The following is a 15,713-nucleotide window of genomic DNA, read 5'->3' on the forward strand; positions in this document are numbered from 1 at the left end:
GCCCTCGCCGGTGCCGCTGTCACAGGGACAGGATGGTCTGCCCGGTCTTGGCCCAGTCGGCGTCGAACATCTCGAGACCCTTGTCGGTCAGGACATGGTTGGCGAGGCCCTTGATGACCGCAGGCGGCGCGGTGATCACGTCGGCGCCGATGCGGGCGCATTGCGCGACATGGTTCGGCGTGCGGATCGAGGCGGCCAGCACCTCGGTCTGGAAGTCGTAGTTGTCATAGACCTGACGGATGTCGGCGATCAGCTCGAGCCCGTCGAGGTTGATATCGTCCAGCCGGCCGATGAAGGGCGAGATGAAGGTCGCGCCCGCCTTGGCGGCCAGCAGCGCCTGGTTGACCGAGAAGCAGAGCGTCACATTGACCATGCGGCCTTCGTCCGTCAGCACCTTGCAGGCCTTCAGCCCGTCCCAGGTCAGCGGCACCTTGACGGTGATGTTCGGCGCGATCTCGGCCAGCTTGCGGCCTTCCTCGATCATGTCGTCCGCCTTGGCGGCCACGACCTCGGCCGAAACGGGGCCCGCGACCAGCTCGCAGATCTCGCGCGTCACCTCGAGGATGTTGCGCCCCGACTTCAGGATCAGCGACGGGTTCGTCGTGACACCGTCCACCATGCCGAGGGCATTGAGTTCGGCAATCGCCGCGACGTCGGCGGAGTCGACGAAGAATTTCATGAGGATCTTCCTTGGCTCGGGGTTCCGCGGGGGTGTCGTCCCCGCCGTCTGCGGTGTAATAGCGCATCGGGACGCGAGGGAAAAGGGAAGCCGGCGTGACGGGGCGCTTTGCAGAGGGCGAACGGGTGGGGGTTCTGACGACCGAACCGCTGGGCCGGGTGCTCGACTACCGCGCCCCCGAGGGTGGCTGCGGCTCCGGCGATTATGTGGTGGTGCCGCTGGGGCCCCGGCATGTGATGGGCGTGGTCTGGGGGCCGGGCGAGGGCGGTTTCGACGCGGCGAAGCTGCGCGGCGTGGAACGGGTGCTCGATGCCGCGCCGATGCGCGAGGAGATGCGTGTCTTCCTGGCCCGTGCGGCCGACTACACGCTGACGCCGCTGCCCGCGATGCTGCGGCTGGCCACCCGCGCTCCGGGGCTGGGCGATCCGCCGACGGTGCGCCGCGTCTATCGGGCCTCGGGTCACGAGCCGGCGCGCCTGACCGGGCCGCGCCAGCGGGTGCTCGATGCGCTGGAGGCCTATGGCGGCGCGCCGGTGACGCTGGCCGAGCTGTCGGCCGAGGCGGGCGTGACCGGCTCGGTCGTCAAGGGGCTGGTGAAGGCGGGCGCGATCCTCGAGGAGGAGGCGCCGCGCGATCTGCCCTATCCGCCGCTCGATCCCGGCGCGGCGGCGGTGCGGCTCGAGGGCGATCAGGTGGCGGCGGCCGAGGCCCTCGTCGCGGCGGTGGCGGCCGACCGCTACAGCACCACGCTTCTGAAGGGCGTGACCGGATCGGGCAAGACCGAGGTCTATCTCGAGGCGGTGGCCGAGTGCCTGCGCCGCGGCCGGCAGGCGCTGGTGCTGCTGCCCGAGATCGCGCTCACCTCGGAGTTCCTCGCCCGCGTCGAGGCCCGCTTTGGCGCGCGCCCCGCGGAATGGCACTCGGGCGTGACCGCGACCGAGCGGCGGCGGCTCTGGCGGATGGTCTCGGAAAGCGGCGCGCAGTTCGTGGCGGGCGCGCGTTCGGCGCTGTTCCTGCCGTTCCGCGACCTTGGCCTGATCGTCGTCGATGAGGAGCACGACACCTCCTACAAGCAGGAGGAGGGCGCGCTCTACAACGCCCGCGACATGGCGGTGCTGCGGGCCTCGATCTGCGGCTGCCCGGCGGTGCTGGCCTCGGCCACGCCCTCGCTGGAAAGCTGGGTGAACGCCGCGCAGGGCCGCTACGGCCGGCTCGACCTCGGCGCCCGCTTTGGTGCGGCCGAACTGCCCGAGATGCACGCGCTCGACATGCGCCCCGAGAAACTGCCCGCGAACCGCTGGATCTCGGAACCGCTCGCACGGTCGGTCGAGGCGCGGATCGCGCGGGGCGAGCAGTCGCTCCTGTTCCTGAACCGCCGCGGCTATGCGCCGGTCACGATCTGCCGCGCCTGCGGCCACCAGATCGGCTGCGACCATTGCGATGCGCGGATGGTCGAGCACCGCTTCCAGAAGCGGCTGGTCTGCCATCAGTGCGGCGCGACCAAGCCCATGCCCGAGGCCTGCCCCTCCTGCGGGGTCGAGGAACGGATGGCGCCGGTGGGGCCGGGGGTCGAGCGGCTGGCCGAAGAGGTGGGGACGCGCTTTCCGCAGGCGCGGGTGGCGGTGCTGTCCTCGGACCTGTTCGGATCGGCGCGCGCGCTGAAGGAGCAGATCGCGGCCATCGCCGAGGGCGGCGCCGAGATCATCATCGGCACGCAGATCGTGGCCAAGGGGCACAATTTCCCGCTGCTCACGCTGGTGGGCGTGATCGACGCGGATCTGGGCCTGCAGGGGTCGGACCTGCGCGCGGCCGAGCGCACCTTCCAGCTCGTGCGGCAGGTGGCGGGGCGGGCCGGGCGCGCGGCCGGAAAACGCGGCGTGGCGCTGGTGCAGACCTACCAGCCCGAACATCCGGTGATCCGGGCGATCCTCGGCGGCGACGAAGAGGCCTTCTGGCGCGCCGAGGCCGAGGAGCGGCGCGTGGCCGGGATGCCGCCCTACGGCCGTCTTGCGGGGATCATCCTGTCGTCGCCCGACGTGGGGCAGGTGTTCGAGATCGGCGCGGAGCTTGCGCGCGCGGACGCGCCGCTGCGCCGGATCGGAGCGCAGGTCTTCGGCCCCGCGCCCGCGCCCATCGCCCGCGTGCGAGGGCGGCACCGGGTTCGCCTGCTGGTCAAGGCGCAGAAGGGGGCGCCGCTGCAGGCGGCCCTCGCCGAGTGGATCGCGCAGGTGAAGCTGCCGGCAAACCTGCGCCTCGCCGTGGACATCGATCCGCAGAGCTTCCTCTGAAGGCCGCCCGTCTGCGCGGCGCTGGCGTGACCGTGATCGCCGGGGCCTCCGGGTGCCGCCAGCGTGACTCGCACCGCCGGACGGGCGGGCCTATATTCGAGGCCTGTCAACCGGAGGCCGCATCATGTTCCTGCTCAACCGTAAGAAGTCCGAGATGGTCTCTCCCGCCGAGGCGCTGTCCGGCCGACCCGATCCGATCCCCACCGCCGAGACGCATTTCCTGTCCGGCCTGCCGCTCAAGTCGCCGGTGCCCGCGGGCATGGCCGAGGCGGTCTTCGGCATGGGCTGTTTCTGGGGCGTCGAGCGCAAGTTCTGGCAGGTGCCCGAGGGGGTCTGGCTCACGATGGTGGGCTATGCCGGCGGCTACACGCCGAACCCGACCTACGAGGAGGTCTGCTCGGGCCGCACCGGCCATACCGAGGTCGTGCGCGTGATCTACGACCCCTCGGTGATCTCCTACGAGATGCTCCTCAAGCTCTTCTGGGAGAACCACGATCCGACGCAAGGCATGCGGCAGGGCAACGACACGGGCACGCAGTATCGCTCGGCGATCTACACCTATGGCGAGGCGCAGGCCGAGGCCGCGCGTGCGAGCCTTGCGGCCTATCAGGGGGCGCTGACCGCGGCCGGCCGCGGCCGGATCACCACCGAGATCGGTCCGGCCCCCGCCTTCCATTTCGCCGAAGCCTATCATCAGCAGTATCTGGCCAAGAACCCGGCCGGCTATTGCGGGATCGGCGGCACCGGGGTCTCCTGCCCGATCGGGACCGGGGTCGGGGCGGCGGCGCCCGCACGCTGAGGGGCGCTTGACGCGGGGCAGGGGCGGGGTTAGGCCCGCCCGGACCGCACCGGAGGCTGCCCCATGCCCACCTATTCCGCCCTGACCACGCTTGAAGGCGAGGAGGCCGCCGAGGCCCTCGCGGACGCTCTCGAGAAGATGGAGCCCGAGCCGACCGGCGTGGGCGTGTTCGAGATCGAGGACGGCTCGGGCCTCTGGGAGGTCGGGGCCTATTTCCTCGAGGCGCCGTCCGAGGCGGTGCTCGAACTGCTGGCGACGGCGTTCGGCGCCCGGCCCTTCGCCCTGTCCGAACTGCCCGAGATCGACTGGGTCGCCAAGGTCCGCCGCGAGCTGTCGCCGGTCGAGGCCGGGCGCTTCTTCGTCCACGGCAGCCACGACGCCGACAAGGTGCCCGAGGGCCGGATCGCGCTGCAGATCGAGGCGACGGTGGCCTTCGGCACCGGCCACCACGGCACGACGCTGGGCTGCCTGCGCGCCCTCGACCGGCTGGTGGATGCGGGCTTCGCGCCCGCCAAGGTGGCCGACGTGGGCTGCGGGACCGCCGTCCTGGCCATGGCGGCCGCAAGCGTCTTCCCCGAGGCTCTGGTGATCGCCTCGGACATCGACGAGGTGGCCGTCGAGGTGGCCGAGGCGAATGTCGCGATCAACGGGCTCGGCGGGCGCGTCGCCTGCCTCGAGGCCGCAGGCTTCGACCATCCGCGTCTGGCGGCCGAGGCCCCGTTCGATCTGGTCTTTGCCAACATCCTCAAGGGCCCGCTGATCGAGCTTGCGCCGGCCATGGCGGCCCATGTGGCGCCGGGGGGCGGGCTTGCCATCCTCTCGGGCCTGCTGGTGGTGCAGGCGGCCTCGATCACCGAGGCCTATCTTGCCGAGGGTTTCGAGCTTGCCGCGCGCGAGGATCTGGGCGAGTGGTGCTGCCTCGTGATGCGGCGCCCCTGAGGGGGGCGGTTCATCCGGCAGCCGCTCCGTCTCCTTTCGCCCGCCTCGCTTTCGCCATGATCCGCGCCTAGATCCCTTCGATCCGGGAGCGGTGTTTGTGGGTGCGGGCGTAGCGATGGATCAGAATCTGGCCGATTTCCGCCGGCGCGTCGCCCGGATCGAGGCGGCCCATGCGCGCGGGTTCGGCTTCGAGGCTCAGGGCACACTCGGCCGGTCCCACTACGTCAAGCCCCGACGGCGCCGGCCGCGGCTCATCGGGCCGCTGCTCGTCGTGATCCTGTGCGGGCTGGGACTGAAGGGCGTGCTGCTCTGGCAGATCGGCGCGGGCCCCTACGAGGCGCGCGTGGCCCGGCTCGCCGCGGGAGAGAGCTTCGACCGGATCGGCAGCGCCCTGCTCAGGCCCGACCCGGGATCGCGGTTCGTGGCCAAGAGCCTGAAGGACTTCCTTGCCTCGCGCTGAGACCGCGGCGCGCTATCGCTGCGCCCGCTGGCGGGGCCTGTTCCGATGCAAACGAAAAGGCCGCATCCCGGGGGGGAGCGGCCTTTGGCAGATGGTCCGGGAGAGAGCGTCCCGTCCCCTGCTGTTCCTCAGCGGCGGAGCGCGCAGATCGCATCGATGTCGCCGCGGCACAGACCGATGTCGTCCAGCTCGCGGTCGCTGAGCTTCGACAGGGCGGCGCGGGTGGCGCGCGCATCGTTCCAGGCCGCGACGGCGGCGACGAGGTCGCTCACGCGCTGGATGAGGTGGAAGGTGGAGATGGCGCCGAAGGGCGCCGGGCGGGTCGTCTCGAAGGCGGCCATGGCGTCTGTCCTTTTCATTCTGCTGAAGATCACAGCAATCGCTGCGTCTGAGCGGCAAATAATCCGGCAGCGCGATGTCGGCAATCGACACCGGAGCAATGCCGCATTGCAGAAAACGCAAGGCTCGATGTCACGAAACCGTCTTGTTTTCCGGGCCTTCGCAAAACCCGGTCGGCCCGTCGTATCGGATTGCCGATGTGTCGCTTTTTGACCATGCCTGCGGCCGCCTCGGGGAAGGCGGCGGAAGGCGCTGGCGGGTGTTCCCGCTTCGTGCTAGCCCTTGCGGCAACAGGAAGCAGGGGGTGCCATGAGGGTTCTGGGGATCGACCCCGGTCTGCGGAACATGGGCTGGGGGGTGATCGACGTCTCGGGCACCCGCCTGGCCCATGTGGCGAACGGGATCTGCCATTCTGATTCGGGCGACCTGGCCCAACGACTTCTGTCCCTGCACACGCAGCTGACCGACATCATCGCCCGGTTCGCCCCCGACACGGCCGCGGTCGAACATACGTTCGTGAACAAGGATGGCGTGGCCACGCTGAAGCTGGGCCAGGCGCGGGGGATCGCGCTGCTGGTTCCGGCGCAGGCCGGGCTCGAGGTCGGGGAATATGCGCCCAACGCGGTGAAGAAGACCGTAGTGGGCGTGGGCCATGCCGCTAAGGAGCAGATCCAGCACATGGTTCGCCTGCATCTGCCGGGGGTCGAGCTTGCGGGCGCCGACGCGGCCGATGCGCTCGCGGTCGCGATCTGCCACGCGCATCATGTGCAATCCTCGGGCCGGCTCGAGGCCGCACTGGCGAGGGCTGCACGATGATCGGCAAGATCTCGGGGATCCTCGACGTCCGCGGGCCTGACCATGTGCTGATCGACGTGCGCGGCGTGGGTTACATCGTCCATGTCTCGGACCGGACACTGGCCGCCATGCCCGCTCCGGGCGAGGGGGTTGCGCTCTATACCGAACTCGTGGTGCGCGAGGATCTGCTCCAGCTTTTCGGCTTTCCCACCCTGATCGAAAAGGAATGGCACCGGCTGCTGATGACGGTGCAGGGGGTGGGAGCCAAGGCCGGCATGGCCATCCTTGGCGCGCTCGGGGCCGACGGGGTCGCGCGGGCGATCAGCCTGGGCGACGCGCGCTCGATCCAGGCCGCGCCGGGCATCGGGCCCAAGATCGCGCAGCGCGTCGTGCTGGAACTGAAGTCCAAGGCGCCGGCGCTGATGGTGATGGGGGGGGCCACCCCGGCGCGCGCCCCGGCGGTGGTGGAGGAGACGCCGCAAGATCCGGCGCCGCGCCGCAAGCCCTCGGCCAGGGCCGCCCCCCCCGCGCCGGTTGCGAACCACACCGGGGACGCGCTCTCGGCGCTGACCAACCTCGGCTACCAGCCGTCGGACGCGGCGCAGGCCGTGGCGCAGGCCTCGGGCGACCATCCGCAGGCCGACGCCGCGGCGCTGATCCGGGCCGCGCTGAAGCTGCTCGCCCCGAGATCCTGACAGCCGTCGCACGGGCGGCCCGCCGATCTTGCGGTGGGGCCCTTGTGCGCCCATATCCCCCGCGTTCCGGGTAATGGGAGAAGCATGGATGGGTTACGTTCGCACCGGCATCCTGATGGCGGTCATGACGGCGCTGTTTCTTGGCGTCGGCGCCCTGATCGGGGGGCAGAGCGGCGCGATCATCGCCTTGATCGTGGCGGCGCTGATGAACCTCTTCACCTTCTGGAACTCGGACAAGGCGGTGCTGTCCATGCACGGCGCCCATGAGGTCGATCCCCGCGCCGCGCCCGATCTTCACAACATGGTGCGGGGGCTGGCCGAGCGGGCGGGCATGCCGATGCCGCGGCTCTACCTGATCGAGACCGACCAGCCCAACGCCTTCGCGACCGGCCGCAACCCCGAGAACGCCGCGGTGGCGGTGACGCGCGGCCTGCTTCGGGCGCTTTCGCCCGAGGAGGTGGCGGGGGTGGTGGCGCATGAGCTGGCCCATATCAAGAACCGCGACACGCTGCTGATGACCGTGACGGCGACCTTCGCCGGGGCGATCTCGATGCTGGCCAACTTTGCCTTCTTCTTCGGCGGCGGCTCCAATCAGGAGGGCGAGCGGCCCATGGGCATCCTGGGCACGCTTGCGCTGATGATCCTTGCGCCACTGGCGGCGGGCCTCGTGCAGATGGCGATCTCGCGGTCGCGCGAATATGAGGCGGACCGGATCGGGGCCGAGATCTGCGGCCGACCGCTCTGGCTGGCCTCGGCGCTCGGCAAGATCGAGGGGCTGGCGCAGCGCATCGACAACACGCGCGCCGAGCGCAACCCGGCGACGGCCCACATGTTCATCATCAACCCGCTTCATGCGATGTCGCACGACCGGCTCTTTGCCACGCACCCGAACACCGCGAACCGCATCGCGGCGCTGCGGGCCATGGCGGGGGCGGGCGCCGAGCCGTCCTCGATGCCGCGCGTCCCCCGTCGCGGCCCCTGGCGCTGACGCCCGGCCTGCGCTTCGCGCTTGCATCCCCCGGCCCGTTCGGGGAATGTTCCGGCAAAGCCCGAGCGAGCGCATGACCAGTTCCGATCCGACCCTCCGCCCCGAGCGGCTGCCCGAAGACATGGACCGCGCGCTGCGCCCGCAGTCGCTGGAAGAATTCGTGGGCCAGGCCGAGGCGCGGGCCAACCTGCGCGTCTTCATCGAAAGCGCCCGGATGCGGGGCGAGGCGATGGACCACACACTGTTTCACGGCCCGCCGGGCCTGGGCAAGACGACGCTGGCGCAGATCATGGCGCGCGAGCTGGGGGTGGGCTTCCGCATGACCTCGGGGCCGGTGCTGGCCAAGCCCGGCGACCTTGCGGCGATCCTGACCAACCTCGAGCCGCGCGATGTGCTCTTCATCGACGAGATCCACCGCCTCTCGCCCGTGGTCGAGGAGGTGCTCTATCCCGCGCTCGAGGATTTCGCGCTGGATCTGGTGATCGGCGAGGGGCCGGCGGCGCGCACGGTGCGCATCGAGTTGCAGCCCTTCACGCTGGTGGGGGCGACAACGCGGCTCGGCCTGCTGACCACGCCGCTGCGCGACCGCTTCGGCATCCCCACGCGCCTCCAGTTCTACACCGAGGCCGAGCTGACCCTGATCGTGGCTCGGGGTGCGCGCATGATGGGCGTGGACACCGATCCCGAAGGCACGCAGGAGATCGCCCGGCGCGCGCGCGGAACGCCGCGGATCGCGGGCCGCCTGCTGCGCCGGGTGGTCGATTTCGCGCTGGTCGAGGGCGACGGGCGGCTGACGCAGGCGATCGCCGACCGGGCGCTGACGCGGCTCGGGGTGGATCATCTGGGGCTGGATCTGGGCGACCGCCGCTACCTGAGCCTGATCGCCGAGAATTACGGCGGCGGGCCCGTGGGGATCGAGACCATCGCCGCGGCCCTGTCCGAAAGCCGCGACGCCGTCGAGGAGGTGATCGAGCCTTACCTACTCCAGCAGGGCCTGATCCAGCGCACGCCGCGCGGGCGGATGCTCGCCCACAAGGCCTGGCGGCACCTCGGGCTCGAGGCGCCGAAGGGGCCGGGGCAGGCGGACCTCTTCGGCTGAGAGCGCGCTCCTAGTGCGGGATGGTCTTCGAGAAGAGGTTCACGGCCAGAACGCCCGCAAGGATCAGCCCGAGCCCGATGAGGGCGGGCAGGTCCAGCCGCTCGTCATAGACGAGCCACCCGATGGCCGCGATGAAGACGATGCCCAGCCCGGACCAGAGCGCATAGACGACGCCGGTCGGCATCACCTTCAGGGTGACCGACAGGCAGGCGAAGGCGATGCTGTAGCCGACGACGGTGATGACGCTCGGCCAGAGCCGGGAGAACCCGTCCGAGCGCGCCAGTGCGGTCGTGGCCACGACCTCGGCGAAGATGGCGAAGACGAGGAAGGCATAGGTGGTCGCAAGCGGCATGGCTGTCTCCGAGGGGCAAGCCGCCATCCTGTCCGCGCCCGCCGCGTTGTCAATCGCGCGCGTGCGGGTGGTGCCGCCGAGGGTTTCCCGGATACTCGCACGCGGCGAGGCCATGCCCGGAAAAGGCCGGTCCCCACGCCCCGGGCCCGTTGCCGCTGCCGCTCAAACCGCCTATGTCCCGGCCGGACCGCAGGGGAGGGCAGCCATGACACCGGCCGACATCGAGGCGAACTTTGCCGCCGCCGACGGCAGCTACCGCTTCGCTCGCTGGGGCCGGCCGATCGTGCCCGTCGTCTTTGGCGTCGAGGAGACGAGCCTCGCCACGATCAAGGGGGCGATCGAGGCGGTGGTCACGCTGGCCGGACACCGGATGGCCGAGACCGATCCCGAACTGGGCGTGAACCTGATGATCTTCTTCTTTCGCGACTGGGAGGAACTGCCGCAGGTGCCGAACCTCGACCGGATGATCCCGGATCTGGCGCCGCTCTGCGCACGGCTGGCGGCGGCCGGGGCCAACCAGTATCGGCTGTTCCGCTTCGATCCGGCGGGGGCGATCCGCGCCTGCTTTGTCTTCCTGCGGATGGACGAGCATCTGTCGGCCGTTCCGGCCGATGCGCTGGCGCTGGGGCAGGCGGTGCAGTCGATGCTGCTCTGGTCCGAGGGCGCCTTCGCCGACCGCTCTCCCCTTGCCGATGCGGGCGGGCACCTGATCCTGCGGCCCGAGATCGCGGCCTTGGTCCGGGCGGCCTATGATCCGGTCCTGCCGGCGGCGGCGTGCGACCCGAGCCACGCGCTGCGTCTGGCGGCGCGGCTCGGCTGAGGCATCGTCGGATCAGCGCGCGGCGGCGAGCAGCGGCTCCAGCGCCGCAAGCGCGCGGGCCTGCACCTCCTCGGGCGTGCCCGAGGCGTCGATGACGGCGTGACGCTCGGGATCGCGAGCCGCCTGCGCCCGGAACGACTGGCGGATGCGCTCGTGAAAGGCGAGGTCGAGGCTCTCGAACCGGCCCTCGTCGATGGCGGAGCCGGTCAGGCGGCGGCGGCTGCGGGCGAGGCCGGTTGCCGCGTCCAGATCGAGGATCAGCGTGAGGTCAGGCCAGAGATCGCCGGTGGCTTCCGCATGAAGCGCGCGGATGAAGCTTTCGGACAGGCCGCGGCCGGTGCCCTGATAGGCCAGCGTCGATCCGGCGTAGCGGTCGGACAGCACGATGCGCCCCGCCTCGAGCGCCGGGGCGATCACGCGCCGGACATGCTGCACCCGGGCCGCCGTCATCAGCAGAAGCTCGGCCATCGGATCCCATGCCTCGTCGGCGCCGGCGAGGACAAGGCCGCGGATCGCCTCGCCCTCGGGCGTGCCGCCGGGCTCGCGCGTGACGACCACCTCGCGGCCGTGCGCCCTCAGACGCGCCGCAAGATGCTGCACGATCCCCGACTTGCCAGAGCCGTCGATCCCCTCGACCGCCAGAAAGAGCCCGCCCTGCGCGCGCATCGGATGGCCCGCTCAGCTCGCTGGCGCCTCCTCCAGAAAGCGGCGGTAGAGCACCTTGGCAGCGGTCATGAGCCGGACCTGCAGCCCGCCGCTTCCGACGCTGCCCTCGGCCACCAGCGGCACGCGCGCATCGGGAAGGTCGGGGACGTGGATCACCAGTTCGGCCAGTTCCTGCCCGGCGGCGATCGGGGCCCGCAGCGGCCCGGTGTAGCTCACCTCGGCCGTCACCCCTTCCTGCGCCAGCGCGGGCAGCAGCAGCTTCACGTCATCGGCCGGCACCAGCCCCACGCGCGAGGCATTGCCGAGCCAGACGTCGGCCTCGGCCACCCGCTGGCCCTTTTTCACCAGCGTCTTCTGGACGAACTGACGAAAGGCCCAGTTCACGATCTGCTCGCCTTCCTGCGCGCGGTCTGCCTCGGTCGCGAGGCCCGTCAGCACGAAGACGATGCGGCGGCCGTCCTTCTGCACCGCCGAGCCGACAAGCCCGTAGCCCGCCTCCTGCGTGTGGCCGGTCTTGAGCCCGTCCGCCGTCCAGTCGCCATCGGGCCCGAGCCGCAGCAGCGGGTTGCGGTTGTTCGCGTTCGAGGGGACGCGGTCCTTGTAGTTGAACTCGGTGTGGGCGAAATAGGGGTAGTATTCCGGGAATTCCTCGATCAGCCGCACTGCGAGGATGCCGAGGTCATGCACGCTCATCCGGTGATCGGGCTCCGGCCAGCCCGAGGAGTTCGTGAAGGTCGAGTCGTTCATTCCCAGCGCCCTGGCGCGGACCGTCATGGCGCGGGAAAAGTCGCTTTCGGTGCCGTTGAGCCCTTCGGCCACCACCACGCAGGCATCGTTGCCGGAGTTCACCACGATGCCGTGGATCAGATCTTCCACCGTGGGTCGGTCGCGTTCCTCGACGAACATCTTCGAGCCGCCCATCTGCTTGGCCTTGGTCGAGACGGCGAAGGTCGTGTTCATCGTCACGCGGCCGTCGCGCAGCGCCTCGAACAGCATGTTGAGCGTCATGAGCTTGGACATCGACGCGGGCGGCAGCGGCTCGTGCGCGTTCTTGTCAAGGAGGACCGTCCGGGTGGTCACGTCATAGACCCAGGCGGCGCGGGCGCGCGTGTCGAAGGCCAGCGCGGGCAGTGCGGTGAGCAGGCCGAATGTCAGGGCAAGCAAGAGGCGGGGCAGCGACACGGGTGCGTCCTTTCCTGTCAGCGGGCGAGAAGGTAGGCGTCCTGAAAACCAAGGTCCTTGACCCTGGCCAGCAGGGATGGGGCATCGGCCGGGGTCGCGGGTCCGGCGAGGACGGTCCAGAACGACCGGTCGCCCTGCCGGGCCTCGGCGACGCGGGCGGTCACGCCGCCCTCGGCCAGCCGGTCGGCCGCGCGCCGGGCATTGTCCTGCTGGCTGAAGGTCCCGACGCGGATGGTGCGGCCACCGGCCACGGGGGCCGGTGCGGTCGCCGGTGCGGCAACGGCCGGTGCACTGGCCGGCGCGGCAACGGCCGTTGCACTGGCCGCCGGGGTTGCCACGGGCGCGGGCGCGGCGGCAACGGCGGGGGGCGCCTCCTTGCGGCGGAGCGCGGTGACGCGGATCGTGGCCGGCTGCCCGGCCAGCAGCCCGAGCGCCTCGGCCGCATCCGAGGACAGCTGCAGCTTGGGGCCCGGATTCTCGCGCTCGCGCCGGAAGAGGGCGCCCTTGACCGACCGGCCGTTCGCCGGATTGACCATCAGCACCCGCTCGGGTGTCTTCACGTCCGAGGCGGCGACCCAGATCCCGCCGAGCGAGGGCCTGCCGTCCCACAGCGCCCGGTCCGTGGTCTGGTAGGCCTCGGGCGCTTCGACATCGGCCCCCACGGGGGCGCCGGGCGCCGCGGTGACGGGCGGTCCCTCGCCGTCGTCCATGCCCGTGGCCTGCCGCATCGTATCGCAGCCCATCAGGGCCAGCCCGGCGGCCGCGGTGAAGATCAGGTTCCGGACGCCCGGATGTGACATTGCTCGCCCCCATCGTGCGCGGGTTCAGTCCGCGTCTGTTGCCGGACCGCCTTGCGGACGGTCTCATGTCCCCGCCGCTTGTCCCTCGCGGCGGCGGCATCATAGCCACGATGGCCAGTGCTGGAAAGGGTGCGGACCCCGGCGCCCGAGCGGCCGGGGCGCCGCCACCATCACCTTCCCGTGGGCAGGCGCCAGTCGGGGCGCGCCGTGCCCGTGGACAGGCGGGCGAGGGCCGATCTAGGCTTCGGGCCGGAAGAAGGCCGGGCGATCCGGCCAGCCTCAGGAGACGGACGGACCATGACGAGCACTCTCAAGGACATGATGGCCGCAGCCAACGCGGTGGTGGAGCGCATCGATGCAGAGCGGGCCCGGGCGCTTGTCGCCGAGCAAGGGGCACTGCTGCTCGATGTCCGTGACGCCCCCGAGATCGAGAAGACCGGACGCGCGCAGGGATCGCACCATATCCCGCGCGGGATGCTGGAGTTCCGCGCCGACCCGGAGTCGCCCTACCACGACGCCGAACTGCGCAAGGATCGGCCGATCGTGCTGCACTGCGCCTCGGGCGGCAGGGCGGCGCTGGCGGGGAAGCTGCTGAAGGACATGGGCTTTTCCGAGGTTTACAACCTCGGTGGCCTCAAGGACTGGATCGAGGGCGGCGGATCGGTGGACGGCGCGATCGACCCCGGCATGTAGGACAGGGGCGGGCGGCCGCGCCCCGCATGGCGCGGGGCCGCCCGCCGCGAAAGCCCGCGCATTTCACGCTTCGCGATTCGCACGCTGCCCGCAAAAGCGGACTTCCGGCTGAGCATTTATTCACCAGGGTGGCGTTCCCTGCGGCCATTTCGCCGGGCGATTGTGCGGGCTCGCCCTTTGTGCGAAGCGGGTCGGCAAGCAGGTTGGACTTGTAGCCCCGAAGGGGCGAACATGAATTGTGACAGTACGATGAAGACGGAGGTCTGGTGATGGACATATCCGCGGCAGGTTCCGGCGCAGCGGCCGAGCGCGGTGAGGAGTATCTCACGCTCGACGCGCTGTGCGAGATCGCCAAGCTTCTGACCGGCGCCAGCGACCCGATTGCCCACATGCCCGCGGTCTTTGGCGTGCTCGCCTCGTTCATGGGGCTGAAGCACGGGGCGCTTGCCCTGCTGCAGGAAGGGGCGCAGGGCGAATCGTCCCGCAACGCGCGCCACATCAATCCCTATGTCGTGGCGGCGACGGCGACCGGCGTGCCCGTGCCCGGCGACTGCGGCGCCATCCCGGCGCAGGCGGCGCGGCATGTCTTCCGCAACGGGGTCTCGCTCGTCTCGTGCGACATCGTCGAGGAGTTCGGGTCTGACGCCCTTCCGCCCGGCATCGAGGACAGGCGGCAGGCGCTGATCGCCGTGCCGATCCGGGATCAGGCCAATTCGCCCTTCGTGCTGGGCGTGCTCTGCGCCTACCGCGGCCTCAGGGACAATGGCGCGCGGTTTCTCGACACCGATCTCCGGGTGCTGAACATGGTCGCCTCCGTGCTCGAGCAGTCGATCCGCTTCCGCAGGCTGGTGGCGCGCGATCGCGACCGGATCGTGCAGGAAGCGCGCGAGGCGATCCGCGCCGCGGCCGAGGCCACCTCGGCCGCGCCCGCCGAACTGCCCGCGGCCGAGCTGGATGGGGTGATCGGCTCCTCGGCCGCGATCCAGCGGGTGATCGGCCAGATCCGCAAGGTCGCGGGCACCCATACGCCCGTCCTGCTGCGGGGCGAGAGCGGCACCGGCAAGGAAGTCTTCGCCCGCGCCCTCCACTCCCTGTCGGACCGGCGCGACCGGCCCTTCATCAAGGTCAACTGTGCTGCGCTGAGCCAGTCGCTGCTCGAATCCGAGCTGTTCGGCCACGAGAAGGGCTCGTTCACCGGGGCTGTGCAGCAGAAGAAGGGCCGGTTCGAGCTGGCTGACGGCGGCACGCTCTTTCTCGACGAGATCGGCGAGATCAGCCTCGAGTTCCAGGCCAAGCTCCTGCGCATCCTGCAGGAAGGCGAGTTCGAGCGCGTGGGCGGCTCGCGCACGCTGAAGGTGGACGTGCGGCTTGTGACCGCCACCAACAAGGATCTGGAGCGGGCGGTGGCGAACGGGACCTTCCGCGCCGACCTCTATTTCCGCATCTGCGTCGTACCGATCGTCCTGCCGCCGCTGCGCGAACGCAAGGAGGACATCGGGCCGCTGGCCCAGGGGCTGCTCGAGCGGTTTAACAAGCGCAACGGCATGAAGAAGCGGCTGCATCCCTCGGCGATCTCGGCGCTGGCCGAGTGCAACTTTCCCGGCAACGTCCGCGAGCTGGAAAACTGCATCGCCCGCGTGGCCGCCCTCTCGCCCGAGTCGGTGATCCACGCCGACGATCTGGCCTGCCACCACGACCATTGCCTCTCGGCCGATCTCTGGCGGCTGCAGACGGGCGGCGCCTCGCCGGTGGGCGGGCTCGCGCAGGGGCCGCTGGAACTGCCCGTGCTGGGCAGCCGGCCGCCGGCGCCCGCGGCGCCGGAAGGGGCCGCCGCTCCGCCCGCATCGCCCGCGCGACCTGCACCGCTCGACAGCGAGGCGTCCGAGCGCGAGGCGCTGATCGAGGCGATGGAGCGCGCGGGATGGGTGCAGGCCAAGGCCGCCCGGCTGCGCGGCATGACCCCGCGCCAGATCGGCTACGCGCTCAGGAAACACAACATCCGCGTCGAGAAGTTCTGACACGGCCGCCTGCCGTCGGAACAGGTCGGCTTCCGTCCCGGTGGAAGACGACCATCCGGTGCGCCGGCTGTGTCGGCTTTGCGACCTTCGCGGACCGCGGC

17 protein-coding genes are annotated in these 15,713 nt (G+C 70.8%); 11 read left to right on the plus strand and 6 right to left on the minus strand.

What is annotated here, in order from left to right; all coding sequences use genetic code 11:
- Positions 1-19: 19 nt before the first annotated feature.
- Positions 20-679 carry a fructose-6-phosphate aldolase gene (gene fsa, locus FG154_RS14930; RefSeq protein ID WP_108220759.1) on the minus strand — a complete coding sequence of 220 codons (660 nt, stop codon included), beginning with the start codon at positions 677-679 and terminating at the stop codon, positions 20-22.
- Positions 680-774: 95 nt separating this feature from the next.
- Between fsa and FG154_RS14935 the strand changes: the two genes are divergently transcribed.
- From FG154_RS14935 to FG154_RS14950, 4 genes are all read left to right on the plus strand, one after another.
- Positions 775-2,967, plus strand: coding sequence for a primosomal protein N' (locus tag FG154_RS14935; RefSeq protein WP_145109566.1), 2,193 nt, complete (start codon positions 775-777; stop codon positions 2,965-2,967).
- 124 nt (positions 2,968-3,091) lie between these two features.
- A complete protein-coding gene (gene msrA / locus FG154_RS14940; protein WP_145109568.1) occupies positions 3,092-3,766 on the plus strand; it encodes a peptide-methionine (S)-S-oxide reductase MsrA in 675 nt (224 codons plus the stop codon).
- A 63-nt stretch (positions 3,767-3,829) separates the two neighbouring features.
- Positions 3,830-4,705, plus strand: a complete 876-nt coding sequence (locus tag FG154_RS14945) for a 50S ribosomal protein L11 methyltransferase (protein WP_145109571.1) — start codon at positions 3,830-3,832, stop codon at positions 4,703-4,705.
- 115 nt (positions 4,706-4,820) lie between these two features.
- Positions 4,821-5,165, plus strand: coding sequence for a hypothetical protein (locus FG154_RS14950; RefSeq protein WP_145109574.1), 345 nt, complete (start codon positions 4,821-4,823; stop codon positions 5,163-5,165).
- A 128-nt stretch (positions 5,166-5,293) separates the two neighbouring features.
- Here FG154_RS14950 and FG154_RS14955 read toward each other — a convergent pair whose 3' ends face one another.
- Positions 5,294-5,506 carry a DUF1127 domain-containing protein gene (locus FG154_RS14955; protein WP_145109577.1) on the minus strand — a complete coding sequence of 71 codons (213 nt, stop codon included), beginning with the start codon at positions 5,504-5,506 and terminating at the stop codon, positions 5,294-5,296.
- Positions 5,507-5,813: 307 nt separating this feature from the next.
- Between FG154_RS14955 and ruvC the strand changes: the two genes are divergently transcribed.
- The 4 genes from ruvC (at position 5,814) to ruvB (ending at position 9,081) form a co-directional block, all read left to right on the plus strand.
- On the plus strand, positions 5,814-6,320 hold the full coding sequence (gene ruvC / locus FG154_RS14960) for a crossover junction endodeoxyribonuclease RuvC (RefSeq protein ID WP_145109580.1): 507 nt from the start codon (positions 5,814-5,816) through the stop codon (positions 6,318-6,320).
- Positions 6,317-6,994: a Holliday junction branch migration protein RuvA gene (gene ruvA, locus FG154_RS14965; RefSeq protein ID WP_145109582.1), complete on the plus strand. Its 678-nt coding sequence runs from the start codon at positions 6,317-6,319 to the stop codon at positions 6,992-6,994. Before ruvC ends, ruvA begins: the two co-directional genes overlap by 4 nt.
- Positions 6,995-7,082: 88 nt before the next feature.
- Positions 7,083-7,982 (plus strand): zinc metalloprotease HtpX, encoded by a 900-nt coding sequence (gene htpX / locus FG154_RS14970; RefSeq protein ID WP_145109585.1) that lies wholly within the window; start codon positions 7,083-7,085, stop codon positions 7,980-7,982.
- Between the two features lie 73 nt (positions 7,983-8,055).
- Positions 8,056-9,081, plus strand: coding sequence for a Holliday junction branch migration DNA helicase RuvB (ruvB, locus tag FG154_RS14975; protein WP_145109588.1), 1,026 nt, complete (start codon positions 8,056-8,058; stop codon positions 9,079-9,081).
- A gap of 10 nt (positions 9,082-9,091) precedes the next feature.
- Here ruvB and FG154_RS14980 read toward each other — a convergent pair whose 3' ends face one another.
- The gene (locus FG154_RS14980) at positions 9,092-9,433 is read right to left on the minus strand and encodes an SMR family transporter (protein WP_145109591.1); all 342 of its coding nucleotides are present in this window, start codon (positions 9,431-9,433) and stop codon (positions 9,092-9,094) included.
- Between the two features lie 205 nt (positions 9,434-9,638).
- On the opposite strand from FG154_RS14980, the gene FG154_RS14985 reads away from it, so the two are divergent.
- A complete protein-coding gene (locus FG154_RS14985; RefSeq protein ID WP_145109593.1) occupies positions 9,639-10,253 on the plus strand; it encodes a hypothetical protein in 615 nt (204 codons plus the stop codon).
- 12 nt (positions 10,254-10,265) lie between these two features.
- Here FG154_RS14985 and tmk read toward each other — a convergent pair whose 3' ends face one another.
- The 3 genes from tmk to FG154_RS15000 are packed head-to-tail and all read right to left on the minus strand — an operon-like array spanning position 10,266 to position 12,901.
- Positions 10,266-10,919, minus strand: a complete 654-nt coding sequence (tmk, locus tag FG154_RS14990) for a dTMP kinase (RefSeq protein ID WP_145109595.1) — start codon at positions 10,917-10,919, stop codon at positions 10,266-10,268.
- Positions 10,920-10,931: 12 nt separating this feature from the next.
- On the minus strand, positions 10,932-12,101 hold the full coding sequence (locus FG154_RS14995) for a D-alanyl-D-alanine carboxypeptidase family protein (protein WP_145109598.1): 1,170 nt from the start codon (positions 12,099-12,101) through the stop codon (positions 10,932-10,934).
- Between the two features lie 17 nt (positions 12,102-12,118).
- Positions 12,119-12,901 (minus strand): SPOR domain-containing protein, encoded by a 783-nt coding sequence (locus FG154_RS15000; protein ID WP_145109601.1) that lies wholly within the window; start codon positions 12,899-12,901, stop codon positions 12,119-12,121.
- Between the two features lie 297 nt (positions 12,902-13,198).
- On the opposite strand from FG154_RS15000, the gene FG154_RS15005 reads away from it, so the two are divergent.
- Both FG154_RS15005 and nifA read left to right on the plus strand, forming a co-directional pair.
- Positions 13,199-13,594 (plus strand): rhodanese-like domain-containing protein, encoded by a 396-nt coding sequence (locus FG154_RS15005; RefSeq protein WP_145109604.1) that lies wholly within the window; start codon positions 13,199-13,201, stop codon positions 13,592-13,594.
- A 269-nt stretch (positions 13,595-13,863) separates the two neighbouring features.
- Positions 13,864-15,612 (plus strand): nif-specific transcriptional activator NifA, encoded by a 1,749-nt coding sequence (gene nifA / locus FG154_RS15010; RefSeq protein WP_145109607.1) that lies wholly within the window; start codon positions 13,864-13,866, stop codon positions 15,610-15,612.
- The last annotated feature ends 101 nt before the right edge of the window (positions 15,613-15,713 follow it).

This window comes from Cereibacter sediminicola (assembly GCF_007668225.1).
Classification (GTDB): domain Bacteria; phylum Pseudomonadota; class Alphaproteobacteria; order Rhodobacterales; family Rhodobacteraceae; genus Cereibacter_A; species Cereibacter_A azotoformans.

Excerpts from the sequence above, each read along its gene's own strand:
- fsa (WP_108220759.1), bottom strand. The coding sequence starts at position 679 with ATGAAATTCTTCGTCGACTCCGCCGACGTCGCGGCGATTGCCGAACTC.
- msrA (WP_145109568.1), top strand. The coding sequence starts at position 3,092 with ATGTTCCTGCTCAACCGTAAGAAGTCCGAGATGGTCTCTCCCGCCGAG.
- FG154_RS14945 (WP_145109571.1), top strand. The coding sequence starts at position 3,830 with ATGCCCACCTATTCCGCCCTGACCACGCTTGAAGGCGAGGAGGCCGCC.
- FG154_RS14950 (WP_145109574.1), top strand. The coding sequence starts at position 4,821 with ATGGATCAGAATCTGGCCGATTTCCGCCGGCGCGTCGCCCGGATCGAG.
- FG154_RS14955 (WP_145109577.1), bottom strand. The coding sequence starts at position 5,506 with ATGGCCGCCTTCGAGACGACCCGCCCGGCGCCCTTCGGCGCCATCTCC.
- ruvC (WP_145109580.1), top strand. The coding sequence starts at position 5,814 with ATGAGGGTTCTGGGGATCGACCCCGGTCTGCGGAACATGGGCTGGGGG.
- ruvA (WP_145109582.1), top strand. The coding sequence starts at position 6,317 with ATGATCGGCAAGATCTCGGGGATCCTCGACGTCCGCGGGCCTGACCAT.
- htpX (WP_145109585.1), top strand. The coding sequence starts at position 7,083 with ATGGGTTACGTTCGCACCGGCATCCTGATGGCGGTCATGACGGCGCTG.
- ruvB (WP_145109588.1), top strand. The coding sequence starts at position 8,056 with ATGACCAGTTCCGATCCGACCCTCCGCCCCGAGCGGCTGCCCGAAGAC.
- FG154_RS14980 (WP_145109591.1), bottom strand. The coding sequence starts at position 9,433 with ATGCCGCTTGCGACCACCTATGCCTTCCTCGTCTTCGCCATCTTCGCC.
- FG154_RS14985 (WP_145109593.1), top strand. The coding sequence starts at position 9,639 with ATGACACCGGCCGACATCGAGGCGAACTTTGCCGCCGCCGACGGCAGC.
- tmk (WP_145109595.1), bottom strand. The coding sequence starts at position 10,919 with ATGCGCGCGCAGGGCGGGCTCTTTCTGGCGGTCGAGGGGATCGACGGC.
- FG154_RS15000 (WP_145109601.1), bottom strand. The coding sequence starts at position 12,901 with ATGTCACATCCGGGCGTCCGGAACCTGATCTTCACCGCGGCCGCCGGG.
- FG154_RS15005 (WP_145109604.1), top strand. The coding sequence starts at position 13,199 with ATGACGAGCACTCTCAAGGACATGATGGCCGCAGCCAACGCGGTGGTG.
- nifA (WP_145109607.1), top strand. The coding sequence starts at position 13,864 with ATGGACATATCCGCGGCAGGTTCCGGCGCAGCGGCCGAGCGCGGTGAG.